Genomic DNA, 25,118 nt, shown 5'->3' on the forward strand with positions numbered 1-25,118 from the left:
CCGCCAGCCGGGCTTACGTGTGTCCCAGCCGCAGAGCGCCCGCAGCGAATGACGGGTGGACCACTCTCCCCGATCGGGTGCCTTCGGCCTACGTTGCCGCGTCGGTGGGGCCGTCCAACCGGCTGATCCGGCGGATCTCCTCGAGCGGGTAGGGAACTGCCCGGCTCTCCTGCTGGAATCGGCGATAGAAGTCGCCCATCACCGCGGCGATCGGCGCGTACCGGACCAGAGCAGCCGCGACCGACGCCGGAATGTCCTCCGGGTACGCCCCTTGGGCGCAGGCGCGCACGAACGCCCTGCGTTCTTCCGGTTCGTACCCGTACAGAGCGACGGCCAGCCAGTTCACCAGATGCGTGGCTGTGTAGCACTGGTCGTAGGTGCGGTGCTCCTCGAAGAAGTCGGCCTCGGTCCGCGTGAGTTCGAAGCGCGAGGAGATCGCGAGACCGTAGTCGGCGAAGAAGAGCCGTCGGCCGTCGGTGAGGATGTTCTCGAAGTGGGCGTCGAAATGCAGCAGCCCGCGCGCGTTCATGAACGAGATGCCGGCTCGCAGTTCGCTGTCCACCATGGCGCAGGCCCGCTCGGCGGCTTCGTCACCGGCCCCGACCTGAACACCCAGCCATTGGTGCAGGTTCTGCGGGATGTACTCCAGGAACAGCATGAGGCTCGCCGAGGACTGTTCGAGAGCCTCGATCCGGCGACGTACCTCCGTTCCGCCTCCCCAGTAGGCGACGGCTCGTTCCACATCGGCCAGTTCCTCGGGGAGCGGTCGGCCGGAGTCCGGTAAAACCCGCCAGTGGTACATCAGGGGAAACCCCTCGTGGTCGCCCGCGATCACCCAGTTCGTCGTCATGGTGTGCACGGCCAGCTCCCGCCACGCTCCGGTACCCGGTCCGCCGACAGTGCCGATGCCGTACTGGCAGAAGTGCGGTAGTTCGAACAGATTCGCCGTGGAGTGGATGTTCCCCCGTCGTCGCTCCAGATCCGTCAGACGTAGCTGCTTGACGAAGACCGGCGTTCCGTCGACCTCCATCAGGAGGGACGTCCCGCCGATGCCGGAACCGATCGGCGTGGCGGCGTCCACGAGCTCCTGCAACCGGCGATCACCGCACAGCGCCAGCGATGTGGAAACGGCACCGTGGGCCGCCAGACGGGCGCCGCGGGACATGTCAGAACTCTGCACCTGTCCTCCAGCCGGGCACCCGCCTCCCGTGCGACCCGTTGCAGGAACACCAGGGCAGGAGCCACCGAGACCTCGCACTGCAAAGACGGCGATCTTTCCAAACACCAAGGATGCGGCAGACGGTCGGTCCGTCTCTCGCGGGTCGCAGAGTCGGCGGTACGGCACCTCGGTGATGTAGGTGTGCCACTGGGTGCGTGTGAGGTCCGCGCCGGCGCGGGCGCAGACCTGGGTGACGAGCCGGGCGGGGTCGATGACGTACCGCTGGAGCGGGACGTGGGCGCTGCCCGCGTAGAGAGTGCCGCTGTCGGGGCTGAAGGCGAGGGTGCCGATCGTTTCACCGGGCGATGTCAGGGGGCCTCCCAGCGGCTGCTGGGTGGCGGTGTCCCAGAGCTGCAGCGTGCCCGCGTCGCCGCCGACGGCGAGGGTGCGGCCGTCGGGGCTGAGAGCGAGGGCGCTGACGGTCTCCGGGGTGTCGCCGATGGGGGCCGGGAAGACGTTGCGCAGCACCCCGGCCCGATGACGCAGGGCTCCGTCCCACAGGGCCACGCGTCCGGTCCGGTCGCCGACCGCCAGGCGTGAGCCGTCGGGACTGAAGGCCAGGGCGCCGACCTGGTCGCCCTGGACGAGGTCACGGCCGACCGAGGTGCCTGTGGACCGCCCGGAGGACAGGCGGGCGGTGCGGTTGTCGCCGACGAGGAGGCGACCGTCGGGACGGACGGCCAGGTGGCCGCCGGCCAGGCCCGTGAGTGTCTCCGTCCGGCGCCGACTCGCCGTGTCCCACACCTCGTTGCTCAGCTCGCCGGGCTCCGGTGTGCGGGTGGCGTACAAGGTGCGGCCGGACGGTCCCAGGGCGAGGGCCACCACGGGGGACGCGGACGGGACGTCGGCCAGGTCCAGCGTGGTCCGCGCCTGGTTGCGCGCCACGTCCCAGACGGTGACCTGCTGGGGCCCCGCCTGTCCGTCGCGTGCCGAGACACCGTAGGCGAACGAGTCGCCGTCGGGGCTGAACGCCATCACCGGGAGGGTGTCCCCCGCGGCGACCGGCCGCGCCTGGTCGCGGGAGGCGGGCAGGGGCGGGACCGGCAGCGGAAGCCTCGGGAGTTCGTAGTAGGTGTCGCGCAACTGGAAGCGGTAGGTGGTGCCGAAACGCTGGGCGACGGCGAGGGTGCGGCCGTCGGGGCTGAGCAGCACGCCGTCCGCGGGACGGTCGCGCCATGCCGGGGTGACCGCACCGGCGAGGTCGAGGGAGTGGACCGTACCGCCTTCGAGATAGCGCAGGACCGGACGGCCGGGGTCCCAGGCGAGGCTGCCGTAGAGATGCTGGTTGTTCAGGGGGTGCCGGAACACCGGGGCGGCGGGGGACGACAGCCGCCAGACCCTGATCTCGTGACGGTCGGCGGTTGCGAGGAAGTCCGAGTCCTCACTGAAGGCGACGTGCCGGGCGTCCGGATCCTCCAGTACGGCGACCTCGTCGCCCGTGCCCGTGTCCCAGACGCGGACTCCGCTCTCCGAGACGGCGGCGAGCCTCGTACCGCCGAACACGGGGCCGGACCGGTCGTCGTGGCAGCCGCCGTGGGCCCGCGACCACGCACCGCGCACCGCGTTTCCGTGCCCGGTGTGCCAGACCCGGAGCGGGTGCCCGGAGGAGCAGGCCGCCACCAGCCGGCCGTCGGCGCTCTGGGCCACGGGCGTCCGGCCCGGTGCCCTGGTCTCGAAGAGCACTCTGCCGTCCGGGACGGAGCGCAGCCGCACCTGGTCGTCGTCCTCGCCGCGCGCCAGGTAGCTGCGGCCGCCCGGACCGAACCCGATGTCGGAGCCTGCCGGAAGTGGGCTCGGTGCGCCGGTCCACTGTCCGGTGGACCTGTCCCACAGCCGGATACCGTCCCTCGCCGCGATGGCGAGTACCCGCCCGTCCGGGCCGGCCGCGATCACGTCACCCTCCGGCAGTCTCCCCGAGGCGGTGCGACGGTGCTCGGTCACGTCCCAGGTCCGCCACCTGCCACCGTCGGCGCTGAGCAGCGTGCGGCCCGAGTCGACGAGGAAGCGTGCGGGGCTCTCGCCGGGCACGGGATCGGTGAAGATGTCCAGTTCGGGCTGGGCGAGGGAGCCGAGCAGGGCCCGGCGGGCCTCGGGCAGCGGGGAGACACGCCAGGCGGCCACTCCGAGCAGCTGGGCGGTACGCGGTTCGGTGGTACGCAGGGCGTCGGCGACCGCGGCGACCCGGCGTGCCGCGGTGTCGGTGCGCTGACGTTCGTTGTCCTCGTGCTCGCGCCAGGCGGCCAGGCCGACGACCAGTGCGACCGCGAGGACCCCGGAGAGCGCGGTGGCGAGGAGCCGTGACCTGCGGACGGTACGGGCCGCGGTACGGCGTTCCGTCTCCCGGGCATCGAGCGCGACCCGCAGGAACTCCTGTTCCGTGGTGGTCAGGTCGTCGTGGCGGCCGTCCCCCTTGAACATCTCCTCCGCACGGGCCAGCCGGGTCCCCCGGTAGAGCGCGCCCGGGTCGCGGTCGTGCTCCAGCCAGGCGCGGGCGGCCTCGGCCAGGCGCCGCTGGTCTCGCAGTCGCTCGCGGTCAGCCTCGATCCAGCCGTGCAGCCTGGGCCAGCAGGTGATCAGCGCCTCGTGGGCGAGTTGGACGGTGTCCTCGTCGACCGTCAGCAGCCGGGCGGCAGCCAGTCGTTCCACCACCGCCGACGCCTCTGTGTACGCCCACTGGTCCAGTTCCGCCCGTGGTAGCGGGCGTCGGGTGTCGGCCGTGCCCTGCCCCGGCTCGACGAGCCGCAACAGCACCTGCCGTGCGGTGCGCGCCCGGGCCGCGGACAGCTGCCCGTACACCTCCTCGGCGCTCGCCGCGATCGCACCGCGCACACCGCCGGCCGCCTGGTACGCGGCCACGGTCAGCAGCCTGCCTCGGCGCCGCCGCCAGGTCTCCAGCAGGGCGTGCGAGAGCATCGGCAGTGCTCCGGGCTCGTCGAGGACCTCGTCGACGAGCCGGGCGGCGAGTTCCCGTTCGACCAGCAGGCCCGCCTTCTGCGCCGGGCGGACGACCGCCTCCCGCAGTTCGTCCGCGCTCATCGGCCCGACCAGCAGTCCGACACCGCGCAAGGCGTCCGCCAGAGCCCGGTGTTCGGCGCACCGGGCATAGAAGTCCGCGCGTACCGCGATCAGCACCCGCAACCGGCTGTCCGGGGCGCGGGCGGCCAGCAGCAGATCGATGAAGCGGTCCCGCTCCCCTCGGTCCCTGCACAGGGTGAAGACCTCCTCGAACTGGTCCACCACCACCCAGCTCTCCACCTGCTCCCCGGCAGGAGTCAGGAGATGACCGTACGTCGACGCGGGCCGCGTTCCCGGAGTGAGTACGTGCAGCGCCACCGGCAACCCGCGGCGGGCGGCCTCCTCCTGGACGCGGGGTATCAGCCCGGCGCGCAGCAACGACGACTTGCCGCTGCCCGACGGGCCGAACACCACCGCGAAACGGTGCTCGCACACCAGCTCCCGCAGCTCCTCGACCAGCCGGTCCCGGCCGAAGAACAGCTCACGGTCGCCCTGCTCGAACCGCGCGAGGCCCCGGTACGGCGGTGCCGCGTCGTCCGTCCCGGACCGCGCCGATCCGCCGGTTTCGGCTTCGGCCTCCGTCCACCGCCGCTCCCACTCCGCCGGGTCCGCACCGCACGCGCCCGCGTAGCCCTGGATGACGGCGAGCGACGGCAGGCGTTCGCCGCGCGCAGCCTCGGACAGGGTCGTCGCGGAGAACCCCGCCACCTCTGCCATCGTCCGGTACGCCGGACAGCCGGCAGCCTTGCGCAGCTCCCGCAGGTCATGGGCGAGGCGCTGGACAGGGCCGGCCTCCGGGTCGACAGGTCTTTCCGGACGGCCCACAGTCCCACCCGCTTCCGTGCGCAGCCTTGCCGCTTGCGTGCCGCATCCGTGGTCGCGACGCGGAGGAGAACGCTGTTCAGGGCGGTCAACGTACGTTTCCGCGCCGATCCGCGTAAACCCTGTCCGCGGGAGATGTGGCGTTGATGACAGCGCCGGAACAGCACAGCGAACAGCCGCCCGCGGCCCGCGGAGTTGATTGCCCCGATCAAAGGAAGTGCCTTTCAACCTCCACACTGCCAGCGTCGGTCGGGCCAACCGGACTCCGGCACACCGAGCGACTCTGGAGCACCCCCCATGTCCCAGGAACTCCCCACGTCTCAGGCACGGAAAAGCACAAGGAAGTCCCGCCTCGGCAAGGCCGCCCTCGTCGCCGTCAGCGCGGGCGCGCTGACCGTCGGCCTGACGGGCAGCTCGTCCGCCGGGGTGCTGACCCCGTTGCCCGTGGGAACCACTTCGTTCCAGCAGACGTTCATGCCGCTCTTCGACTACGACTCCAACAGCTGCTTCCCCGCGGCCGCCATCGACCGCGACGGCAACCTCAACGGCGGCCTCGACGACAGCGGACCCGTCACGGGTCAGTGCCGCAGCAACCACCTCGGCAAGGCCAACACGTACTCGCGCGTCAAGTGCAACAACGGCTGGTGCGGGATCGTCTACACCCTGTACTTCGAGAAGGACATGAGCTGCGCCGGCTGCACCCCCACGTCGCACCGTCACGACTGGGAGTCCGTCGTGGTCTGGGTGAAACAGGGCGTGGACTTCCCCGACTACGTGTCCGTGTCCGCCCACGGCCAGTACACGACCAAGCCGTACTACGACGTCGAGAGGGACGGCAAGCGCGCCAAGGCCGTCTACCACAAGGAAGGCGGCAGCACCCACTCGATGCGCTTCGCCAAGGCCGGGGAGCGGGCGGAAGCCTGGGGGGACGGCGGATGGGACACCCCGGGCCTCGTGAGCTGGAACAGCTTCCCGAGCGGCAACAACGGCGTCAACCTCCAGTCGAAGCTGAACAGTGCCACCTGGGGTGACGCCAACTTCCCGCTCAAGGACGGCAGGTTCACCACCGAGCTGCAGCGGGCCAAGCCGTCGAACATCCCCTTCGACCCCACGGGCAGCGGCTGACCGACTGCCCGGTCACGCGCGGCGGCCGCCGACGGCACTCCCCCTCCGTCGGCGGCCGCCGCCTGTCCCGGGCACCTGCCCCGCGGGCGTCCTGCGAGGCGCCGCGTTTCGCACCAGCGCACTGCCGGCAACGCCGGCCGAGCAGCCTGATCCCGTCCAGCCTCTGTCGTTCCTGCCGCGCAGTGCGGACGTCAGCGATTCGCGACGCGGTAGCGCAGGTGGGTCACGGACCCCGTGACAGGCTTTCCCTGCGGGATCAGTTCGGCCCGCTCCCCGGCGAACAGCGGCGTGCCCTGCCCCAGCAGCAGGGGGACGAGGTGCACGCTCACCTCGTCGATCAGGCCCGCCCCGAGCAACTGGCGGGCTACGTCTGCGCCCAGCACCAGGACGTCCTTGTCCCCCGCGGCCTCCTTGGCACGCCTGGCCGCGGCCTCCAGACCGTCGAAGGCGAACGTCCCTCCGTTGTCGCCGAGCAGGTCCTCCCTGGTCCGGTGCGTGACCACGAAGCTCGGGACGCCAGGCCATGGCGTGCCGCCCCATAGCCCCAGGCCGAGGTCGAACGTGCGCCGCCCGATGACGACGGCCCCGACCCTCGCGTCCACTGCCTCACGGACGGCGACGTCGACCGCGCCGTCCGGCCCGTCCCCGGACATCCATTCGTGCAGTCCTTCGCCGCCGGCGCCCATGGGCTCCTTCTCACCGACGTTCGGTCCTGCCGTGAACCCGTCCAGGGACATCGACACGTCCAGCACTACTTTGCTCATCGCGAATCTCCTCGGCTCCGCGGGCGCCGCCGTCCGGCGCCGCTGCTCCCCGCGAGCTCAACTCTGGTCGCGGCACCGGGAAACGGCGACGCTTTCACCGTGAGTCGAACCTGGACGGCGTACTCGCGCGTCACCCGATGCGGAACAGGGCGATCCCGCATTCTCCGGTCTGGATACCACCGTCAGAGTCAGACGGCGACAAGTACCGCTGGTCACGTACGGTTCCGGAGGTGGTCGGCCGGCCGGGAGCAGGTCGAAACCAGCACGTCCACGTGAACCGCACCAAGGGGGACCACGATGAACGCGATACTCCTCGCGCCTGTCCATGTCGATTGCGACGTCCGGGAGACCGAGTAGTGTCCCGGCGGCCTTCCGTGGGGTTGAGCCTGGTGTCGACGGCCGTGCTGCTGCTCGGGGTTGCCTGCACGTCCGGCCAGTCGGACGCCACGAGCCCTCCCGAGCCCGCTGCGCCCAGGCCGACAGCACCTGTGACTTCCCCCGCCCCTGAACGGAACACGGTGAAGTCCCCGCCCGAACTGGACGACACCGAGACGCTCGCAGGCCGTCAGGGCGAGACTCGTGGTGGCGGCACCTTCGAATTCATCGAGGGCAGAAAGGGCGGCGCCCTGATCGTGGCTGTCCGATGCCAGGGCAAGGGAGAGATCAAGGTCTCCGTGAAGCCGGTGAAGGTCGACTTCCCGCTGGAGTGCGCCGACGGTGAAGCAAGCACCACCTACAACCGGGTACGCGTCGCGGGAGCGGAGAAGAAGGGGACCGTCTCGGTCAACGGGCCGTCATCGGTGCGCTGGTCCATGACGATCGGCCGCAGTGCCTGACAACGCACGTGGTGTGCGGTGCGGCGGTCGCCGTCACAGCAGGCGGCGGATGTCGCCGCGGACCCGGTAGAAACCACCGGCCGCCGCGTGCAGGGCGTCGACGACGTAGCGGGCTCCGGGCTCTCGTATCGTGCGCGGGAACTGGACGTTCCAGGAGGGTTCGTATCCCTCGGACACCACGTGGACACGCAGTCGGCCCGCCGTGGAGACGCACTCGACGACGATGGCTCCGGCGGGAGCACGGGCCACACTCGCCAGCGCGGTTGCGGCCGTCGCCGGTGCGTAGGTGGGCAGGGCCTCGGCGAGCTTGACGTCCCGCGCCACCGGGATCGTGCCCTGCTGCGCGGCCGAGATGGCCGTCTCGCCGGCGTCCACGCACACCAGTGAGCCGTCCGTGGTCACCAGGTAGAGCCGCTCGTCGTGGTACTGCATCGACAGCGCCGAACCGCCCCCCGTGCCGAGCTTCCACAGGCGGGTGCCGTCCCGGTCGAAGCAGTAGACAGAGGAGGACGCGTCCCCGGCGAAGACGAACCGGCCACCGGGCGAGGTCGCGCACGAATAGACCGCGCTGTCACAGGCGTAGGTGGCCTCGACCGTGCCGGTCGCCTTGGACAGCCGCTGGACCACGCGGTGCGCGGTCCCCGCGTACACGGCGTCCTGTTCCTGCCAGCCGAACAGGACGCCGCCGCGGGTCGGCGTGTGCCACAACTCGCCGCTTCCGTCGGGCGCGTAGGCACTCACCCCGCGCTGGTGGCCGTGGTAGACCGCACGGTCGTCGGCACGGACCATCCAGGCGTGCTCGCCCTGGCTGCGGCGGGCCCACTGGTGCTCGTCCTCATGGTCGATCACCGTCAGCCGGCCCTCGCGGTCCGAGACGTTCAGGACGCCCTCGTGGATGTCCAGCCAGAAGATGTCGACGTCCGCCGCGACGTCGTACGCCGCGAACGGCAGCTTCGAGGACAGGTCGTAGACCCTGCCGTCGTCACACCCCGCATAGATCCAGAAGTCGTCCGCGACCAGGCACTTCACACCGTCCGGAAGACTGAAGCGAGCCAGGACGCCGCCGTCGTGGTCCAGGGTGAAGACATCGCCCGCCTGATTGCCGACCCAGCAACGGTCGTCGTCGACGTGAATACCGAACGCCGACGATCCGGTGCGGAAACGCCACAGCACGGGGGCCACGGCGCGCGCGGTGGAAGGGGCCGAAGCCACCTGACGCCGGGTCACGGCGCGCGGCGCGCGCTGCCCTGCGACGGCCGGGGCGTATCCCTTGCGGACCTTCTCCCCCACCTTCTTCGCCGCCGCGGACCGGGCCTTGTCCGCGGTGGGGAACGTCGTCATCTGGGTCTGACCGGCGGCACCGATACGTCCGTACCGCACTGTCACCACCGGGCCATCGACGGCCACTTCGTAGAACTTGTGTGCTGCGCCGTCCTCCTGCGACAGCTCCAGATACGTCGTCGACGCGGACCCACTGGTCATGACAGACCCCTCCCCAAGGCGCGAGCCCGCTCTCTCTTCGGCGGGTCCCACTGCTCACACCGTAGAGGCGGGCACTGACATCGCACTGATCAGGCCGGTTCCGCGGGCAACAGCAGCCACGGGCGGGCGGGTCAGCCGTCTCTTCGATCCGGTGAGTCCGCATCGAGTTCCGCGAGGTGGTCCTCCCATCGTTGACGTCGTTGGTCCGTGGACTGTTCCCACCAGGGCGTGCCGCGTTCCCCCAGCGCGGTCTTCGCCTGGTGCACGCGTGCGCGTGCCGCCCGCTCGGCCTGCTCGTCTCCGGCGGTGGTCGCTGAGCGCACCGCACGGCGAGCCGCCATGAGGTGGCGTCGCAGCCGGGCCGCGATGTCCTCCGGCAGGGCGGGATCGGTGGCCCGCCACTTCCGCCCGCCAACGATGATGTGATGTCCGTCAGGAGTCTTCTGCGGTGCGTCGTGCACGTTCACGCGAGCGATTCTGCCTGCCGTTCCGCACCGGCAGGGGCAGGGAACTGGGGCTGGGGCGCCGAAGGTCTGCAGCCTTACTCCGGATGGCGTCGCGGTGGGCCGGCCACCGCCGCATTGCGTCATCCGGAGCCCCGCGCGCCCGACGCCGAACGGATCGCGGCAAGATGGCTCCATGAGCATCGTCAAGATCAACGTCCTGACCGTCCCGGCCGAGCAGCGGGAAACCCTCGAGAAGCGCTTCGCCTCCCGCGCGGGTGCCGTCGAGAACTCCGACGGCTTCGAGTGGTTCGAGCTCCTCCGCCCCGTGGAGGGCACTGACGACTACCTGGTCTACACGCGGTGGCGTGACGAGGAGTCCTTCACCGCCTGGATGGAAGGCCCCATGAAGGCGGCCCACCAGGGCGGCGAGGCAAAGGGCGGCGAGCGTCCCAAGCCCGCGGCGAGCGGGTCCACACTGTGGTCGTTCGAAGTCGTGCAGCAGACCGGACCGCCGGTCGCGTAACCCCGCACGGCCCTCACCGCTCGCTCACGTTCCCGAGCTGCGGCACGAGCCTCTCCTGCTCGGTTCCCGTACCTCCTCCGAATGGAGCAATGTCCGGTGCCAGGCCGACCTGGAGGCTCGTCGCTCGTCTTGCGGTCACCGTGCCGGTCCCGGTCACAGCGGGGTGACTGGGACCCGCACGGATCCGTCATGGCTATCCGTCGATGTCCAGCGCCGTTCCGTACAGCCTGTCCACCTTCAACCGGACGACCACTCGGCGTTCGGTGACCAACTGCTCCAGGAACGCGTCTTCGTCCTCCGGCTTCGCCGCTTGCGGGATCATCCCGAGCAGTTCCCGTCCGACCGCGTCACCTGGGGCCTTCGTGATCTCGGAGACCTCCGCCTCGCCCTCGGCGACGGCGAACGACCACACGTCGCCGCCCTGCACATGCAGCGCCGCATGCGGGTCGTGCCGCAGGTGCTTGACCTTGATGCGGTCGGCGGTCGTCGAGAACCGCAGCACGCGGGCCTCCCCGTCCCAGCTGTAGAGCATGGTGGTCAGGTGAGGGCGGCCGTTGCGCTTGACAGTGGCGAGCGTGCCGAACTGCTGCTTGCCGAGCAGGTCGGAGAGGGCTTCGTCGGACAGCGGGCGAGGTGCCGGACCTTGACTCATGATCAGATGAACGTCGGAAACCGTCGCGGAAATTTCATGGCTGCCGTGCATCCGACGTGGCGTCTCGCCGAAGGTCTCAAAGACCGCCATGTCCTTCGCGAAGACCGGCCGGTTCTGTTCAGCGGCTTGGGTACGTGAGACGTCTCAAGCCGGGTCCACGTCGGTGTAGAGCGCGTGGTGGTCCGAGTACGGAGTGGGCCGCACCCTGTGCTCGATCGGGGCGATGCCTCGTAGGAAGACGTAGTCGAACTTGCTGTTCCAGTCGGTGGTCGGCTCGCAGGTGCCGATGGGAGCGGGACGGCACTGGGGATCCGTGTCCTCGGCCAGTGCCCATACTCGGCTGAGCTCGGGAGCCTCCGGCACGGCGTTGAAGTCGCCGAGGGCGATGGCGCGTTCGTGCCGGGCGAATGCTTTGGCGAGTACGCCGATCTGCTTCTCCCGGACCGCTTCCTGGCGTCGCTGGGCGAGGTGCGTGTTGAAGACCCGGACCGACTGGCCGCCCACCATGGTGGTGACTGCCATGTACCCACGGTCCTCGGATCCGCCGTCGGGGTATTCCACGTGGACGCGGTCCGTCATCGGTGCCGCCGAGAGGATCGCCTGGCCGAAGGCTCCCGGGCTCCACGGCACTCCGCCGCAACGGCCCCAGTCGTTGAGCACCATCCCGTACTCGACGTGGTACACCAGCCCGTAGAGGTTCTCGAGATGCTCGCGGATCCTCTCGACGTCACGCACGCACGCCTCCTGCATCCCGATGACCTGCGGCGCGTACGTGGCGATCTCCGACGCCCGGTTGACGTTGTTCTCGTCGCAGGGATTGCAGATGTTCCACGTCATGACCCGGTTCGGTACGACCTCGTTGACCGCACCCACGGGCAGGGACCTGACGAAGAGGGCACCGCTCGGTGCACTGGGGCCGACCAGCAGCATGAATGCCACGGCCATGGCGCCCGCGAACAACCGCGTGCCGCTTCCGAGCACCATCGCCTCCGCAAGGTGGATACACGTGCCATCCGGCGCTTTCATCCACGAGGTTATGCGACGAAGCTGTGAGCCGAGAAACGATTCTGCCCCTTCATCGGACCCTTCACGGCTTCGGCCGGGGCCCCTGCCCCGGAGCGACGCGGGGGCAGGGGCGAAGATCGTCCCGGGATCGCCGAAGTCACGCGGAGTGCTGCGGCGTCACACGTGAACTCAACTGTTCATGCCGTCCCTGTCCGGCAACGAACCGGTGCGGGCCACGTCGGCGTACCACCGCGCGCTGGCCTTCGGGATGCGCTTACCGGTGGGGTAGTCGACGTAGACGGCACCGAAACGCTTGCTGTAGCCGTAGCCCCACTCGAAGTTGTCCAGCAGGGACCACAGGAAGTAGCCCCGCACGTCGACACCCGCGACGATCGCCCGCTGCACGGCCGCCAGGTGACCGTGCAGGTAGGCGATGCGGTCGGGGTCGGCCACCTCGCCCTCCGGATTGACGTAGTCGTCGAACGCGGCCCCGTTCTCGGTGATCATCAAAGGCATCGCCGGGTGGTCCGCCTTGAGCCGCATCAGCAGGTCGTACAAGCCGGTCGGGTCGACGGCCCAGCCCATCGCCGTCGTGGTGCCCGGAGGGCGGTGGAAGGCGACCTGGTCGGCGCCCGGCCAGGGACTGTGCTCGCTCATCCCGTGACCGTCGGAGCCGTGGCCGGCCTCACCGGTGGCGGCGGAGACGAGAGTGGGCGTGTAGTAGTTGACGCCCAGGAAGTCCAGCGGCTGGTGGATCGTGGCGGTGTCTCCGTCCCGCACGAAGGACCAGTCGGTCAGGCCGGCCGTGTCCTGGAGGAGATCCTGCGGGTACTGGCCTTCCAGCACAGGACCGGTGAAGACGCGGTTGGCCAGCGCGTCGATCCGGCGGGCCGCGTCGAGGTCGGCGGCGCTGTCGGTCAGCGCACGGACATGGTGGATGTTGAGCGTGATGGACGCCCGCGCGCGGGACGGCAGTTCGGCGCGCAGCGCCTGGACGGCCTTGCCGTGGGCGAGGTTGAGGTGGTGAGCGGCGCGCAGGGCCGCGACGGGGTCGGTACGCCCGGGCGCGTGGACGCCCGATCCGTATCCGAGGAAGGCGCTGCACCAGGGCTCGTTGAGGGTGGTCCAGGTCTTCACCCGGTCGCCCAGCGCACGGGCCGCGAGGGTCGCGTAGTCGGCGAACCGGTCGGTGGTGACACGCTCCGGCCAGCCGCCCGCGTCCTCCAACTCCTGCGGCAGGTCCCAGTGATAGAGCGTGACGACCGGCTCGATGCCCTTCTCCAGCAGGGCGTCGGTCAGGGCACGGTAGAAGTCGAGTCCCTTCTCGACGGCCGGGCCGCGGCCCGTCGGCTGCACCCGCGGCCACGACAGTGAGAACCGATAGGCGCTCACGCCGAGGTCGGCCATGATCGCGACGTCCTCGCGCCAGCGGTGGTAGTGGTCGGTGGCAACGTCACCGGTGTCGCCGTTGCGCACCCTGCCGGGCGTGCGCGAGTAGGTGTCCCAGATCGAAGGGGTGCGTCCGTCCACGGAGGCGGCGCCCTCGATCTGGTACGCGGCGGTCGCCGTGCCCCAGGTGAATCCCTGCGGGAACCTGATGCCGGTGGTGCTCTGCGGGGCGGGCGCGACACGTCGGGTAACGGTGGTCACGTGGGGTCCTTCCAGAAGTGCTGGGGGCGGGAACGGCGAAATGTGGCGGCGGGCTCCGAAGGGTCGCGACAGCGGGGGGACGGCAGGGCGCTCATCCCTTGACCGCTCCCTGCATGATTCCCCCGACGATCTGGCGGCCGAACACGATGAACATGGCCAGCAGGGGCAGCGTGCCGAGCAGGGCGCCCGCCATGATCAGCGACTGGTCGCGCACGTATCCCGCGCTCAGCTGCGTGAGCGCGACGGGGACCGTCGGATTGGTCATGTCGAGGACGATGAACGGCCAGAAGAAGTCGTTCCAGGCGTGCACGAACGTGATCATGAACAGGACGGCCATGGGCGGCCGGGCGATCGGCAGCACGATGCTCCAGAAGATGCGCAGGGAGTGCGCGCCGTCCACCCTCCCGGCCTCGACGAGTTCGTCGGGCAGCGCCTCCATCAGGTACTGCCGCATGAAGAAGACACCTACGGCGCTGACGAGCGTGGGGAAGATGACGGCGGGCAGCTTCTGCCCCCAGCCCAGCTCGGTCATCATCATGAACAGTGGTACGACGCCGAGTTGCGGCGGCACCATCATCGTGCCGATGACGAGCATCAGCAGGATGTTGCGGCCCTTGAAGCGCAGTTTGGCGAACGCGAAGCCGGCGAGAGTGGCGAAGAGCACCGTGGACAGGGCGATCACACCGGCCACGATCAGGCTGTTGAGCATGGCCTTGCCCAGTGCGGCGTCCTGCCAGGCCTTGCCGAGGTTGTCCAGAAGGTGGGGTCCGGGCAGGAACGGCGGAGGCGTCTGGGTGACGCGCGTGTTGTCACTCGACGCCGCGACCATCGTCCAGTAGAGCGGGAAGAGGGAGAACAGCGCCGCGATTCCGAGCAGGATGTAGGCGAGGGGACCCGCGTGATGCTGGCGTCCGGCACCCGGGTACCGGAACAGTCGTCGGCCCTGTCCGCCGGGCGGGGCGCTCTTGCGGATCTTGCGTGCGGTGTCGGGGCGTGCGTCGGCCGCCTGGACCGGGATGCTGTCTGTGGTCATGGAAGTCTCCCGGTCAGGCCTTGCGCGCCGCGACGCGCTTGACGATTCGTTGGACGACGAACACGGCAATGAGCAGCAGGAACATCGCCCAGGCGACGGTGGCGGCCCGGCCCATCTGGTAGTTCTTCCAGCCCTCCTCGTACAGCAGAAGTCCCAGCGTCTGGTACTGGTTGTCCGCTCCCCCGGTGATGCCGTTCGGGCCCTGACCGAAGATCAGGGGCTCACCGAAGAGCTGGGTGGCGCCGATCGTGGACAGGACGATGGTGAACACGATGGTGGACCGGATGCCGGGGACGGTGACCTTGAGGAACTGCTGCCATCGCGAGGCGCCGTCGATGGCCGCGGCCTCGTAGCGGTCGCGCGGGATCGCCTGCATCGCGGCGAGGTAGAGCAGCGCGTTGTAGCCGGTCCAGCGCCAGATGACGATCGTCGAGATGGCCGTCTGCGCGGCCCACTTGTTGTTCTCCCAGTCGACGTTCTCGACGCCGACAAGGCTCAGCATCCAGTTGATCATTCCGAAGTCGCGCTCGAAGAGCATCGTGAACACGAGGGCCGCGGCACCCACCGATGTGGCGTAGGGCGTCAGGGCGGCCACGCGGAAGAACGTCGAGCCACGCAGCCGGTAGTTGAGGAGATGAGCCAGCCCGAGCGCCATCAGCAGTTGCGGCACGGTCGACAGGACGCCGATGGTGATCGTGTTGAGCAGCGCGTTCCAGAAGCGGTCGTCGTCCCACAGGGCCGTGTAGTTGTCGAAGCCGACCCACTCCATGAGGCTCAGGGTCGACAGTTCGACGCGGTGCAGGGAGATCCACGAGGTGTAGACGAGCGGGTAGAAGCTGAAGGCCGCGAAGACGACGAAGAACGGGGCGACGAAGGCGTACGGGGCACCCCGTACGTCGAGGCGGTGCAGCAGCGTACTGCGGCGCTGACGTTCCCCGCCCGTGCCGGTTCCGGTCGGCGGGGCGGCGCCGGGCGCACCGTCTGAGGGTGTCGAGGTGGAGATGGCCACCGGAGGGCGTCCTTCCTGGAAGGTGGGGGAGGCGGGCAGGGGCCCGGCGGCCCACGCGGGCCGTGCGTGGGGCGCCGGGCGGCTACGGAGAAGCAGCGAGGGGAGCCGAGGTCAGCCGGCGGCCTTCTCGATGCGCTTGTCAGTGGTCTTCCACGCCTCGTTCGGGCTCTTGTTCTGCGCCTCGATCAAGGTCAGACCCTGCGAGAAGATGTCCTTGATCGTGCCGTCCTTGCGGCCGAGCACCTGCTCGTCGGGGATCTCCTGGGCCGCTGCGCCGAAGATCTTCCCGATGGGTGCGCCACTGAAGTAGTCCGACTTGGCGTCGACGACTTCGGGCATCTCCAACGCCGTCTGTGACGAGGGGAAGTTGCCGATCTTCTTGAAGAGGTACGCCTGCTGCTCAGGGGCGGTGAGCCAGGCGACGAGATCCTGCGCTTCCTTCTTGACGGGGCTCTTCTCCATCACGCCGAGGAACGCTCCGCCCCAGTTGGCGCCCTTGGGCGCCTTGGCCACGTCCCACTTGCCCTTGTTCTTCGGGCCCGCCTTCTCGCTGATGTGCGCGAGCATCCACGCCGGGCAGACGGTGGTGGCGAAGGTGCTGTTGGCCAGGCCCGGGTCCCAGCCGGGCTGGAACTGGCGGAGCTTCGCGGTCAGATCGGAGGTGGCCGCCTCGGAGGCCAGCTTCCACGCGTCCTTCACGACGGGGTTGGAGCCGTAGATCAGCTCGCCGTCCTTGTCGTAGAACTGCTGCGAGTTGCCGTAGATCATGGCGTTGAAGAGCCCGCTGGAGCTGTCCATGAAGGCGACCTTGTCGGCCTTGGACTTCTGCTTGAACCGCTTGCCCGTGGATACGTACTTCGACCAGTCGCCCTCCCACAGCTTGGCGACCTCGTCGCGGTCGGTGGGCAGGCCGGCCTGCTCGAAGAGGTCCTTGCGGTAGCAGACGGCCATCGGGCCGATGTCGGTGCCGAGGCCGATGACCTTCTTGTCCGAGGCGGTGACCTGACTCTGCTTCCACGGAAGGAAGTGGTCCGTCCCGGCCACCCCGGCCAGGTCGACGAACTTGTCCTTCTGCGTGTCGGACAGTTCCTTGGCCCGGCCGATCTCTATGCCCTGGATGTCCTTCAACCCGCTGCCGGCGGCCAGGTGGGTCTGCAGTGCTGTGTAGTAGGTCTGCTCGTCACCCGCTATGTCCGCCTTGATGGTGACATTCGGGTTTTCCTTCATGTACTTGTCGAGCAGCCCGGTCTCCTTGAAGCCCATGACGCCGAACAGGCCCATGGTGATGGTGACCTTGCCGTCCTTCTTGCCCCCGCCCGTGCCTCCTCCGTCGCTGCCCCCACAGCCCACGACCAGCCCGAGAGCTGACACGGCCGATACGGCGGTCACAACTCTCCTGCGCAACTTCCTTCGGAACTTGTCCATTTCGCCCTCCTAGCGGCGGCGCTGACGCACCGGAGTTCGAGCCCCACGGTCCGCTCCGCAGGCACGATTTGTCCGGTGGGTACGTTCCCAAACCTTGGTGGGAACGTGCCCACTCGGAAGCCCGAAGCCTGGCCGCCACGAAAGGCGTCTGTCAAGAAGTTGAACCCGCTTCGTTTCCGGAAGATGTCGCACCGCTCCGCTCAAGGCCTGCGGGCGCTCTGCGAGGGTCTGGCACAATGCGCAGGTGAAAGCCATCTGGCAGCGCGCAAGCGAGGGAGGCGTCATGGTGGGCAGGCAACGCCCGACCATCAAGACCGTGGCCGCGCGCGCCGGCGTCGGACGCACCACGGTTTCACGAGTCATCAACGGCTCGGAGCTCGTCAGCGAGCAGGCCAGGGCCGCGGTGCTCGCCGCCATCGCCGAGCTGAACTACGTACCGAACTCGGTGGCCCGGGGGCTGGTGACGAGCAGGACCAACTCCGTGGCCCTGGTGATCCCCGAGTCGGAGAGCAGGCTGGGCTCCGAGCCCTACTTCTCGGCGGTCATCCGCGGGGTCAGCACAGCCCTCGCGGAAACGAGGACACAGCTCCAACTGGTGCTCGTACGCGACCAGGCGGAGCGGGACCAGCTCACCGAGTCGGTGGCGGAGCGGCGCGTCGACGGAGTCCTCCTGGTCTCGGTGCACGAGCACGATCCGCTGCCGGGACTGCTGGAGGACATGGGCCTGCCCACGGTGCTCGCCGGCCGCCGCTCCCCCGCCGAGTCGCTCAGCCACGTCCACTCAGACAACGCGGGCGGGGCCGCGGCGGCCGTCGGCCACCTGCTCGCACGCGGGCGGCGGACCGTCACCACGATCAGCGGCCCCCTCGACATGGACGTGGCACGAAGCCGGCTCCAGGGCTGGCGGGAGGCCCTCGAGAAGGCAGGACACGAAGTCACCGACCGGCTTGTGGCTCAGGCGGACTTCACCGAGGAGGGTGGCGAGGCCGCCATGCGTTCACTCCTTGAACAAGTTCCCCAGCTCGACGCGGTGTTCGTCGCATCGGACGTCATGGCGGTGGGCGCCCTTGCGGAGTTGCGCAGGCAGAAGCGCAGCGTTCCCGGCGACGTGGCGGTGGTCGGTTTCGACGACTCCATCATCGCCCGGCACAGCAACCCGCCTCTGACGAGCGTACGTCAGCCCATCGAGGAGATCGGCAGCACGATCGCCCACATCCTCCTCAAGGAGATCGGCGATCCCGAGGAGTCGCGCCAGCACGTGGTCCTTCCCACCGAACTCGTGGTGCGCGAATCGTCGTAGGGGTTCAGGACGAGTGCTCGCAGTCGGTGCCCCCGCGGCCTTGGCCGGACGCGTGCCCATGCGACACAAGGGCGCGGCGCACGGGAGCGGGCGAACGAGCTCCGCGTCCGGTCGGAGCGCGTCTTCGTGAAGCGACGCCACCCTCAGGCACCGGGAGCCGAGCACCCCGAACCGCGTTCGGCGCGAACTCACGGCTCGACCTTCCACCGACACGGCGTCCCGCCCTCGGACTCCTGCTGAAAGCCCTTCAGTCTCTCCGAACTCATGACACTCCAGGGGCATTTGCAGAGGTGTACGACACCAGAGACCGCGGAACAGCAGTGGGCGGTGAGCACTCGATCCTGCCGGCCGATGACCGGCAGGAGAGCGGGCTCAGCACCGGTGGAACTGTGCGGCCCTGCGCCGAGCTCCTCGGGCCGAGTGGGAGTATGACCTGTATGGATATTCGCAGTAGGAACAATGTGACGGTCACCGGTCCTGCTGAAGGGCCGGTGGTGGTGCTGGCACATGGATTCGGCTGTGATCAGAACATGTGGCGGCTGGCCGTACCGGCCCTGGAGAAGAGATACCGGGTGGTGCTCTTCGACTACGTCGGATCCGGCGGTTCGGATCTGGCTGCCTGGAGCCAGGAGCGGTACTCCTCTCTGCAGGGATACGCCCAGGATGTCGTGGACGTCTGCGAGGAGCTGGATCTGGAGGGGGCGGCGTTCGTCGGGCATTCGGTCAGCGCCATGGTGGGGGTGCTGGCCGCGCGGATGGTGCCGGAGCGGATCGGAGCGCTGGTGATGGTGGCACCCTCACCCTGCTATATCGACGGTGACGGCTACCGGGGCGGCTTCACGGCGGACGACATCGACGAACTGCTGGACTCGCTCGACTCGAACTATCTGGGCTGGTCCTCCGCCATGGCCCCGGTGATCATGGGCAATCCGGAGCGGCCGGAGCTGGGGCAGGAGCTGACCAACAGTTTCTGCGCCACCGACCCGGACATCGCCCGGGTCTTCGCCCGCACCACGTTCCTGTCCGACAGCCGAGAGGACCTGAAGAGCGTGACGGTGCCGACCCTGGTGCTGGAGTGCTCCCAGGACGTGATCGCACCCCGCGAGGTCGGCGCGTACGTGCATGCCGCGATCCCCGCCTCCCGCCTGGTCACCCTGGACGCCACGGGGCACTGCCCGCAACTGAGCGCACCGGAGGCCACCAACGCGGCGATTCTCGACTTTCTGGCAGCCCAGCGTTGATGTGCCGCACAGGCGACGAACCGGAACCCACGGAGATCGAGGACGACGCGGGCACGGATGCCGCGTTCAGCGCCCTGCTGGAGGACAGTGCCGAGGACCTGTACGAGTCGGCTCCCTGCGGCTACCTGTCGACCCTGATGGACGGCACCATCGCCAAGATCAACGCCACGCTGCTGGACTGGCTGTCCCTCAAGCGCGAAGCAGTGGTCGGCAGGGTCCGCTTCGCGGATCTCCTCACCGTCGGCGGAAAGCTCTACCACGAGACACACTTCGCGCCGCTGCTGCGCATGCAGGGCGAGCTGCGCGGCATCGCCCTCGAGATGAAGGGCGCCGACGGGCGCCGTCTGCCGGTGATGGTCTCCTCCGTGGTCAAGCACAGCAGTGAAGGCGATCCGCTGCTGATCCGCACCACCGTCTTCGACGCCTCGGACCGGCGCGCCTACGAGCAGGAACTCCTGCGCCGCCGCCAGGAGGCCGAGCGGGCACGTGCCGAGGCCGAGCGCGCACGTGCCGAGGCGGAGGAGGCCCGTCGGCAGGCCGAGACCGACCGGGAACGGCTGGCCGACTCGCTCGCGGTGCTGCAGCAGTCCCTGGTGCCCTCCTCGCTGCCTGCCGTGCCGGGGCTGGAGGCAGCCGTCCACTACCACACCGCCTCCCCCGACCGTCTCGGCGGCGACTTCTACGATCTGTTCTCCCTGGGCGACGGCCGGTGGGCGTTCTTCCTCGGCGACGTGTGCGGCAAGGGCCCGCAGGCGGCTTCCCTCACCTCGCTGACCCGCTACACCCTGCGGGCCGCGGCCCTCCACGATCCCGAGCCTGCCGCTGCCCTGACCACGCTGAACGCCGTCCTCCAGGAGCGGTACGCCGCCTCCGGCGACCCCCGCTACTGCACCGTCATCTTCGGCGTCATCCAACCGGACGCCGGCCAGAACCGATGCACCGTGCGCCTCGCTTCGGGTGGTCACCCGCCGGCGCTGGTCATGCGGGCCGACGGCCGAACCGACTACCTCCGCACTCCCGGCGGGCTGCTCGTCGGCGTCCTGCCTACCGCTCCGTTCAGCACCGCGGAGACCGTCCTCGCCGCCGGTGACACGCTGTTGCTCTACACCGACGGCCTCACCGAGGCCCGCACCGGCCCCACCCGAGAGAACCTCTTCGGCGACGACGCCCTGCATGCCTTCGCCACCCGGCACGCCCCGGCCACACCCAACGAGATGATCACCGCGCTGACCGGGCTGCTGGAGAGCTTCGGCGACGGCCTGGACGACGACACCGCCCTGCTCGCATTGGGCGTGCCCGCCCTGCCGGTTACGGACCGAGCAGGATGAGCCCGCTGAACATCACCCATCGAGACGCCGCCGCCGGGCCCGTTCTGCAGGTGGTCGGCGAGCTCGACCACGAGCAGGCCACCGCTCTGCGCGAAGAGGTCGAGCGTCTTGTCCTGAGCCCGGGCCAGCACCTGGTCATCGACCTGTCCGGTCTGGACTTCTGCGACTCCACCGGCATCAGCGCCCTTCTCGCCGCCCGCCAACGCGCCCAGACAGCCGAAGCCGAGGTGATTCTGGCAGCCGTTCCCGCCAACACTCTTCGCATCCTGCGCATCATCGGCCTGGACCAGGTCTTCATCATCGATGCAGGCAGCGAGACCGACGCAACCGCACGTCTTCGCGGTGGCGATGGCTCCACGTGCGATTGACGGGCAGCGCTCGACCGCCCCAGGCCGCGTACGCGACGATCACCGAACGGCCACGCGAGGGTGTTCGGCGTTGACGCACTCGGCCATTCGAACTGATCTTCGAAAGTAATGCCCGACGTGTCGGTGGGAAGGAGAGTTCGTAACCTTGGGAGCTGAAGTGGATGCGGGATCGGATCGGACTGGCGGACGTGCTGGCAGCGGCGGAGGACGCCTCACCGGTCGGCTCCCTCGATGTCGTGGCACGCAATCTGCGTGACCGCTTCGGGGCGCGGTACGTGTCGTTCCTGTTCGTCGACGTCGTCGGCCGGCGCCTGCTGCGCGTGAGCGAGAAGGCGGCCACGCCACAGGAGCGCCGCGCCGATCAGGTCCCTCTCGCGGGCAGCAGCGTCTATGACGAGGTTCTGCGCACCCAGAAGCTCGTCCAGGCACCGGAGGGCGCACAGGGGCTGCGGGTGCTCGCGCCGGTCACCAACCGCGGCGACGCCATAGGCGTCCTGGAACTGTTCCTCACCCAGGTCACCGAGGACGTGCTGGAGCAGGTGGAGGAGGCCGCGCACGCGCTGGCGTACATCATCGTCACCGACCGCCGCTTCACCGACCTCTACCACTGGGGCAACCGCACCACCACGGTCAGTCTGGCCGCGGAGATCCAGCGCCAGCTCCTGCCCTCGGCCCCCTCCTGCGAAGCCCCCGAATTCGATCTCGCCGGAGCCCTGGTGCCGGCCTCCGACATCGCCGGCGACACCTACGACTACGCCCTCGACCAGGACACCCTGCACCTGTCCGTCACCGACGCCATGGGCCACGACGTCGACGCCTCCCTCATAGCGACCCTCCTGGTCAACGCCTCCCGCGGCGCCCGCCGCGCCGGAACAGATCTGGCCGAACAGGCCCGCCAGACCCACCAGGCCCTCCTCGACCACGGCCGGCGCACCTTCGCCACCGGCCAGCTGCTGCGCATCGCCCTGGACGGCACCAGCGCCCAGCTCGTCAACGCCGGCCACCCCTGGCCCCTGCGCCTGCGCCACGGCAAGGCCGAACAACTCCACCTGGCCGTGAACCTGCCCTTCGGCGTCGTCGGGCAGGGCTCCTACACGGTGCAGGATCTCGACCTGCGCCCCGGTGACCGTCTCTTGCTCTTCACCGACGGCATGCAGGAACGCCAGGCGAACACGGTCGACCTGCCCGGCCTGATGCGTGCCACCGCAACCGAACACCCCCGCGAGGTCGTGCGCACGCTGGTCGCCGCGGTCGCCGACGCCTGCGACGGCCACGTGCGGGACGACGCCACGGTCCTGTGCCTGGACTGGCGCGGCCCCCATGCCGGGGCCGCCGCGTGAACGTCGAAGCCTGACCTGGCGGCTAGGCGACGTAGACCAGCAGCGTTCCGGGCCCAGAGATCATCCACCACTCCCGGAAGGGCGCCCGCCCCCACTCACCGCGAAGCCGCGCCGAGCCCGTCACGTCTTCGTATAGTGACGGCCATGGCATGCCGAATCAGTGAACTGGTCATCGATGCCGCGGACCCCGACCGCCTGGCCGCGTTCTGGAGCGAGGTGCTCGGCTATGTCGAGCTGGAGCGGGAGGCCGACGGAAGCATCGCGATCGGCCCGCCGGACGCCGGTTCCGCAAGCCCGCAGCCCACGCTCGTCTTCAACCCGAGCAATGCCCCCAGGACGGGACAGCTCCGGGTACACATCGACGTCAACGCCACCGACCGGGACCAGGATGCCGAGCTGGAACGACTGCTCGCTCTCGGCGCCAGGCCCGCCGACGTCGGTCAGACCGGAACCGAAAGCTGGCACGTCCTGTCCGACCCCGAGGGCAACGAGTTCTGCCTCCTGCGCACGCGGCTCAAGCCCTTGTGACGATCGCACCCGCCGCCCGCTCACCGGTGGGGTGCGGCCGGTTTGCGCGGCCGGCGCGGTCAGGCTTCGATGAGGCCGGCACGGATCGCGTAGCGGGTGAGCTCCAGCCGGTCGCGCAGGCCGAGCTTGTGGAGCAGGTTCGCCCGGTGCCGGTGGACGGTCTTGATGCTGATGAAGAGCATCTCGGCGATCTCCTTGGAGGAGTGTCCTTCCGCCACGAGCTTGAGGACCTCTTCCTCACGCGCGGTCAGCACCTGGTCGGGCGGTTCCTCCCCGTGCCTGACACGGTCGAGATAGTTGCGGATGAGTGCGGTGACCGCGCCCGGATACAGGAAGGGTTCGTTCCGCATGGCGGCCCGGCAGGCCGCCACCAGATCGCGGTCGGCCACGGACTTCAGCACATAGCCGCTGGCACCTGCTTTGAGCGCCTGGAAGAAGTACTGCTCGTTGTCGTGCATGGTCAGCATCAGCACCCGCACACCGGGCTTCAGGGCGGCGAGTTCGCGTGCGGCCTGCAGACCGGTCATCCGCGGCATGGCGATGTCCAGCACCGCCAGGTCCACCTCATGGGTGCGGGCCAGGGCAACAGCCTCCGCGCCGTCCCCGGCCTCGGCGACCACCTCGAGGTCCGGCTCCCCGTCGAGGATGAGCCGCACCCCACGGCGTACCAGCGCGTGGTCGTCGGCGAGGAGGATACGGATCACGGATGCGTCGGACGTGGTCATGGCTGCTTCCTGAGGAGGGGCACGGTCAGCCGGACCTGCATTCCGGCCTGCGGCTGGGAGGTGACGTCCAGCGTGGCCCCGATCAGCAGGGCCCGCTCACGCATTCCGCGGATTCCTGCCCCTTCGCGGGCGACGCCGCTTCCGCGGCCGTCGTCCACGACGGCCAGCACCACCGTTTCGCCGGAGTGGTGGATGCTCACCTCGACCTGGCCGGCCTCGGCGTGGCGGGCCGCGTTGGTCAGGGCTTCCTGGGCGACGCGGTACAGCACCAGTTCCGTCTCGGAGTCCAGCGCGGGCAGGTCGGCGTCGAAGCGCCGCAGCACGCGCAGTCCTGCATGCGTGGCGAACTCGGTGGTCAGCGAGGTGAGGGCACTGACGAGGCCGAGATCGTCCAGTACTCCCGGCCGCAGCCGACGAACCAGGCGTCTCACCTCGTCGAGGCTCCCGCGGGTGATCTCCTGCGCCTGCTGCAGCTCGCCTCTCAGAGGCTCGTCCGCCTCGTCCGCGGCCCGTTTCAGAGACAGCAGGACCGCGGTCATGGTCTGGCCGACCTCGTCGTGGAGTTCCTGGGCGATGCGGCGCCGTTCGGCCTCCTGGGCGAGCAGGATGCGGGCGCTGCTGGTGACCCGCTCGTGTTCCAGTCGTCCGAGCATGGCGTTGAAGGTGCGGATCAGTTCGGCGGTCTCGCCGTGGCCGTGTTCCGGCAGCCGCTGCCCGGGGCGCAGCAGGTCCACGGTCGTCATCAGCCGGGTGAGCCGGTCCAGCGGAGCCAGTCCGATCCGCAGCAGAGCGGCGTTGGCGACCAGCATGACGACCAGACCGGCCACGAGGATGACCGCCTCGGTCAGCAGAACCGGTACGGACACCGTCACCGGAGCCCACAGCAGCAACGCGGTGGCGCCGCCCAGCACCACCGCGTTGAGCGCGAAGATCCTCCAGAACAGGGACACCGGGATGACGCCTTTCTCCGTATGACACGGCTGTGCCTCTACTGTCGGTCACCGTGCGCCCCGAGCATGAGTCGCGGGCCACTGACGCTGACCGGCTCGTGGTCCAGCCTGCCCGCTCCATGGTCCACCGTCGATGGGCTCCAGTGCCCATTTCCCGGACTTGGCCTGCCCACGCCGCGATGGGCTCCGGGACCCGCCGTAGATGGGTATCGCGCCCGATGGGATCCGCGCGGCGCATCGGCCACGGTGGAGGCATGAACCGCCACACGTGATGTCCGGCCCTTCCCTCTCCCCCGTCTCGACGACTCCCCCGCCCGGCTCGACCCCGGGCC

The 25,118-nt window shown here is 69.5% G+C and carries 21 protein-coding genes and 1 pseudogene; 9 read left to right on the top strand and 13 right to left on the bottom strand.

Translation table 11 applies throughout. From position 1 onward, the window contains the following. Positions 1-88: 88 nt before the first annotated feature. Positions 89-1,165 (bottom strand): protein kinase family protein, encoded by a 1,077-nt coding sequence (locus O1Q96_RS27695; protein WP_269253747.1) that lies wholly within the window; start codon positions 1,163-1,165, stop codon positions 89-91. A 408-nt stretch (positions 1,166-1,573) separates the two neighbouring features. After that, positions 1,574-4,951, bottom strand: a pseudogene (locus tag O1Q96_RS27700) (nSTAND1 domain-containing NTPase); the annotation flags it as partial. Positions 4,952-5,353: 402 nt separating this feature from the next. On the opposite strand from O1Q96_RS27700, the gene O1Q96_RS27705 reads away from it, so the two are divergent. Next, positions 5,354-6,181, top strand: coding sequence for an NPP1 family protein (locus O1Q96_RS27705; protein WP_269250733.1), 828 nt, complete (start codon positions 5,354-5,356; stop codon positions 6,179-6,181). Positions 6,182-6,372: 191 nt separating this feature from the next. Here the strand turns inward: O1Q96_RS27705 and O1Q96_RS27710 are convergent, their stop codons facing one another. Next, positions 6,373-6,945, bottom strand: coding sequence for a dihydrofolate reductase family protein (locus tag O1Q96_RS27710; RefSeq protein WP_269250734.1), 573 nt, complete (start codon positions 6,943-6,945; stop codon positions 6,373-6,375). A 518-nt stretch (positions 6,946-7,463) separates the two neighbouring features. Between O1Q96_RS27710 and O1Q96_RS27715 the strand changes: the two genes are divergently transcribed. Further along, a complete protein-coding gene (locus O1Q96_RS27715) occupies positions 7,464-7,781 on the top strand; it encodes a hypothetical protein (RefSeq protein WP_269250735.1) in 318 nt (105 codons plus the stop codon). Between the two features lie 33 nt (positions 7,782-7,814). Here O1Q96_RS27715 and O1Q96_RS27720 read toward each other — a convergent pair whose 3' ends face one another. After that, positions 7,815-9,263 carry a WGR domain-containing protein gene (locus O1Q96_RS27720; protein WP_269250736.1) on the bottom strand — a complete coding sequence of 483 codons (1,449 nt, stop codon included), beginning with the start codon at positions 9,261-9,263 and terminating at the stop codon, positions 7,815-7,817. A gap of 131 nt (positions 9,264-9,394) precedes the next feature. Continuing rightward, positions 9,395-9,730, bottom strand: coding sequence for a hypothetical protein (locus O1Q96_RS27725; protein ID WP_269250737.1), 336 nt, complete (start codon positions 9,728-9,730; stop codon positions 9,395-9,397). Positions 9,731-9,902: 172 nt separating this feature from the next. Between O1Q96_RS27725 and O1Q96_RS27730 the strand changes: the two genes are divergently transcribed. Beyond that, positions 9,903-10,232 carry an antibiotic biosynthesis monooxygenase family protein gene (locus O1Q96_RS27730; RefSeq protein WP_269250738.1) on the top strand — a complete coding sequence of 110 codons (330 nt, stop codon included), beginning with the start codon at positions 9,903-9,905 and terminating at the stop codon, positions 10,230-10,232. 193 nt (positions 10,233-10,425) lie between these two features. Here O1Q96_RS27730 and O1Q96_RS27735 read toward each other — a convergent pair whose 3' ends face one another. The 6 genes from O1Q96_RS27735 to O1Q96_RS27760 all read right to left on the bottom strand — a co-directional run bounded on the left by O1Q96_RS27735 (position 10,426) and on the right by O1Q96_RS27760 (position 17,006). Further along, complete coding sequence (locus tag O1Q96_RS27735) at positions 10,426-10,884, bottom strand: PPOX class F420-dependent oxidoreductase (protein WP_269250739.1); 459 nt, start codon at positions 10,882-10,884, stop codon at positions 10,426-10,428. A gap of 144 nt (positions 10,885-11,028) precedes the next feature. Next, positions 11,029-11,868, bottom strand: coding sequence for an endonuclease/exonuclease/phosphatase family protein (locus O1Q96_RS27740; RefSeq protein WP_269250740.1), 840 nt, complete (start codon positions 11,866-11,868; stop codon positions 11,029-11,031). Between the two features lie 210 nt (positions 11,869-12,078). Then, positions 12,079-13,539 carry a GH1 family beta-glucosidase gene (locus tag O1Q96_RS27745; protein WP_269250741.1) on the bottom strand — a complete coding sequence of 487 codons (1,461 nt, stop codon included), beginning with the start codon at positions 13,537-13,539 and terminating at the stop codon, positions 12,079-12,081. 91 nt (positions 13,540-13,630) lie between these two features. Then, a complete protein-coding gene (locus O1Q96_RS27750) occupies positions 13,631-14,572 on the bottom strand; it encodes a carbohydrate ABC transporter permease (RefSeq protein ID WP_269250742.1) in 942 nt (313 codons plus the stop codon). A 13-nt stretch (positions 14,573-14,585) separates the two neighbouring features. Beyond that, on the bottom strand, positions 14,586-15,581 hold the full coding sequence (locus O1Q96_RS27755) for a carbohydrate ABC transporter permease (protein ID WP_269250743.1): 996 nt from the start codon (positions 15,579-15,581) through the stop codon (positions 14,586-14,588). A gap of 111 nt (positions 15,582-15,692) precedes the next feature. Beyond that, positions 15,693-17,006, bottom strand: a complete 1,314-nt coding sequence (locus tag O1Q96_RS27760; protein WP_269250744.1) for an ABC transporter substrate-binding protein — start codon at positions 17,004-17,006, stop codon at positions 15,693-15,695. A gap of 283 nt (positions 17,007-17,289) precedes the next feature. On the opposite strand from O1Q96_RS27760, the gene O1Q96_RS27765 reads away from it, so the two are divergent. The 6 genes from O1Q96_RS27765 (at position 17,290) to O1Q96_RS27790 (ending at position 23,111) form a co-directional block, all read left to right on the top strand. Next, positions 17,290-18,306 carry a LacI family DNA-binding transcriptional regulator gene (locus O1Q96_RS27765; protein WP_269250745.1) on the top strand — a complete coding sequence of 339 codons (1,017 nt, stop codon included), beginning with the start codon at positions 17,290-17,292 and terminating at the stop codon, positions 18,304-18,306. Between the two features lie 437 nt (positions 18,307-18,743). After that, positions 18,744-19,547 (top strand): alpha/beta fold hydrolase, encoded by an 804-nt coding sequence (locus tag O1Q96_RS27770; RefSeq protein ID WP_269250746.1) that lies wholly within the window; start codon positions 18,744-18,746, stop codon positions 19,545-19,547. Continuing rightward, positions 19,547-20,875 (top strand): PP2C family protein-serine/threonine phosphatase, encoded by a 1,329-nt coding sequence (locus O1Q96_RS27775; RefSeq protein WP_269250747.1) that lies wholly within the window; start codon positions 19,547-19,549, stop codon positions 20,873-20,875. Before O1Q96_RS27770 ends, O1Q96_RS27775 begins: the two co-directional genes overlap by 1 nt. Further along, positions 20,872-21,243, top strand: a complete 372-nt coding sequence (locus O1Q96_RS27780; protein ID WP_269250748.1) for an STAS domain-containing protein — start codon at positions 20,872-20,874, stop codon at positions 21,241-21,243. Before O1Q96_RS27775 ends, O1Q96_RS27780 begins: the two co-directional genes overlap by 4 nt. 161 nt (positions 21,244-21,404) lie before the next feature. Next, positions 21,405-22,583 carry a PP2C family protein-serine/threonine phosphatase gene (locus O1Q96_RS27785; protein ID WP_269250749.1) on the top strand — a complete coding sequence of 393 codons (1,179 nt, stop codon included), beginning with the start codon at positions 21,405-21,407 and terminating at the stop codon, positions 22,581-22,583. Between the two features lie 144 nt (positions 22,584-22,727). Then, positions 22,728-23,111: a VOC family protein gene (locus tag O1Q96_RS27790; protein ID WP_269250750.1), complete on the top strand. Its 384-nt coding sequence runs from the start codon at positions 22,728-22,730 to the stop codon at positions 23,109-23,111. 59 nt (positions 23,112-23,170) lie between these two features. Here O1Q96_RS27790 and O1Q96_RS27795 read toward each other — a convergent pair whose 3' ends face one another. Both O1Q96_RS27795 and O1Q96_RS27800 read right to left on the bottom strand, forming a co-directional pair. Then, positions 23,171-23,836: a response regulator gene (locus O1Q96_RS27795; protein WP_269250751.1), complete on the bottom strand. Its 666-nt coding sequence runs from the start codon at positions 23,834-23,836 to the stop codon at positions 23,171-23,173. After that, entirely contained in the window at positions 23,833-24,786 is a 954-nt protein-coding gene (locus O1Q96_RS27800) for a HAMP domain-containing sensor histidine kinase (protein ID WP_269250752.1), read from the bottom strand. The genes O1Q96_RS27795 and O1Q96_RS27800 overlap by 4 nt, the downstream gene beginning before the upstream one ends. Between the last annotated feature and the right edge of the window lie 332 nt (positions 24,787-25,118).

Origin of the sequence: Streptomyces aurantiacus (assembly GCF_027107535.1) — a bacterium.
GTDB lineage: Bacteria > Actinomycetota > Actinomycetes > Streptomycetales > Streptomycetaceae > Streptomyces.

Bases quoted from the DNA above. Each gene is read 5' to 3' on its own strand.
- O1Q96_RS27695 (WP_269253747.1), bottom strand. From the start codon at position 1,165: ATGTCCCGCGGCGCCCGTCTGGCGGCCCACGGTGCCGTTTCCACATCG.
- O1Q96_RS27705 (WP_269250733.1), top strand. From the start codon at position 5,354: ATGTCCCAGGAACTCCCCACGTCTCAGGCACGGAAAAGCACAAGGAAG.
- O1Q96_RS27710 (WP_269250734.1), bottom strand. From the start codon at position 6,945: ATGAGCAAAGTAGTGCTGGACGTGTCGATGTCCCTGGACGGGTTCACG.
- O1Q96_RS27720 (WP_269250736.1), bottom strand. From the start codon at position 9,263: ATGACCAGTGGGTCCGCGTCGACGACGTATCTGGAGCTGTCGCAGGAG.
- O1Q96_RS27730 (WP_269250738.1), top strand. From the start codon at position 9,903: ATGAGCATCGTCAAGATCAACGTCCTGACCGTCCCGGCCGAGCAGCGG.
- O1Q96_RS27735 (WP_269250739.1), bottom strand. From the start codon at position 10,884: ATGAGTCAAGGTCCGGCACCTCGCCCGCTGTCCGACGAAGCCCTCTCC.
- O1Q96_RS27740 (WP_269250740.1), bottom strand. From the start codon at position 11,868: ATGGTGCTCGGAAGCGGCACGCGGTTGTTCGCGGGCGCCATGGCCGTG.
- O1Q96_RS27750 (WP_269250742.1), bottom strand. From the start codon at position 14,572: ATGACCACAGACAGCATCCCGGTCCAGGCGGCCGACGCACGCCCCGAC.
- O1Q96_RS27760 (WP_269250744.1), bottom strand. From the start codon at position 17,006: ATGGACAAGTTCCGAAGGAAGTTGCGCAGGAGAGTTGTGACCGCCGTA.
- O1Q96_RS27765 (WP_269250745.1), top strand. From the start codon at position 17,290: ATGGTGGGCAGGCAACGCCCGACCATCAAGACCGTGGCCGCGCGCGCC.
- O1Q96_RS27770 (WP_269250746.1), top strand. From the start codon at position 18,744: ATGGATATTCGCAGTAGGAACAATGTGACGGTCACCGGTCCTGCTGAA.
- O1Q96_RS27775 (WP_269250747.1), top strand. From the start codon at position 19,547: ATGTGCCGCACAGGCGACGAACCGGAACCCACGGAGATCGAGGACGAC.
- O1Q96_RS27780 (WP_269250748.1), top strand. From the start codon at position 20,872: ATGAGCCCGCTGAACATCACCCATCGAGACGCCGCCGCCGGGCCCGTT.
- O1Q96_RS27785 (WP_269250749.1), top strand. From the start codon at position 21,405: ATGCGGGATCGGATCGGACTGGCGGACGTGCTGGCAGCGGCGGAGGAC.
- O1Q96_RS27790 (WP_269250750.1), top strand. From the start codon at position 22,728: ATGGCATGCCGAATCAGTGAACTGGTCATCGATGCCGCGGACCCCGAC.
- O1Q96_RS27795 (WP_269250751.1), bottom strand. From the start codon at position 23,836: ATGACCACGTCCGACGCATCCGTGATCCGTATCCTCCTCGCCGACGAC.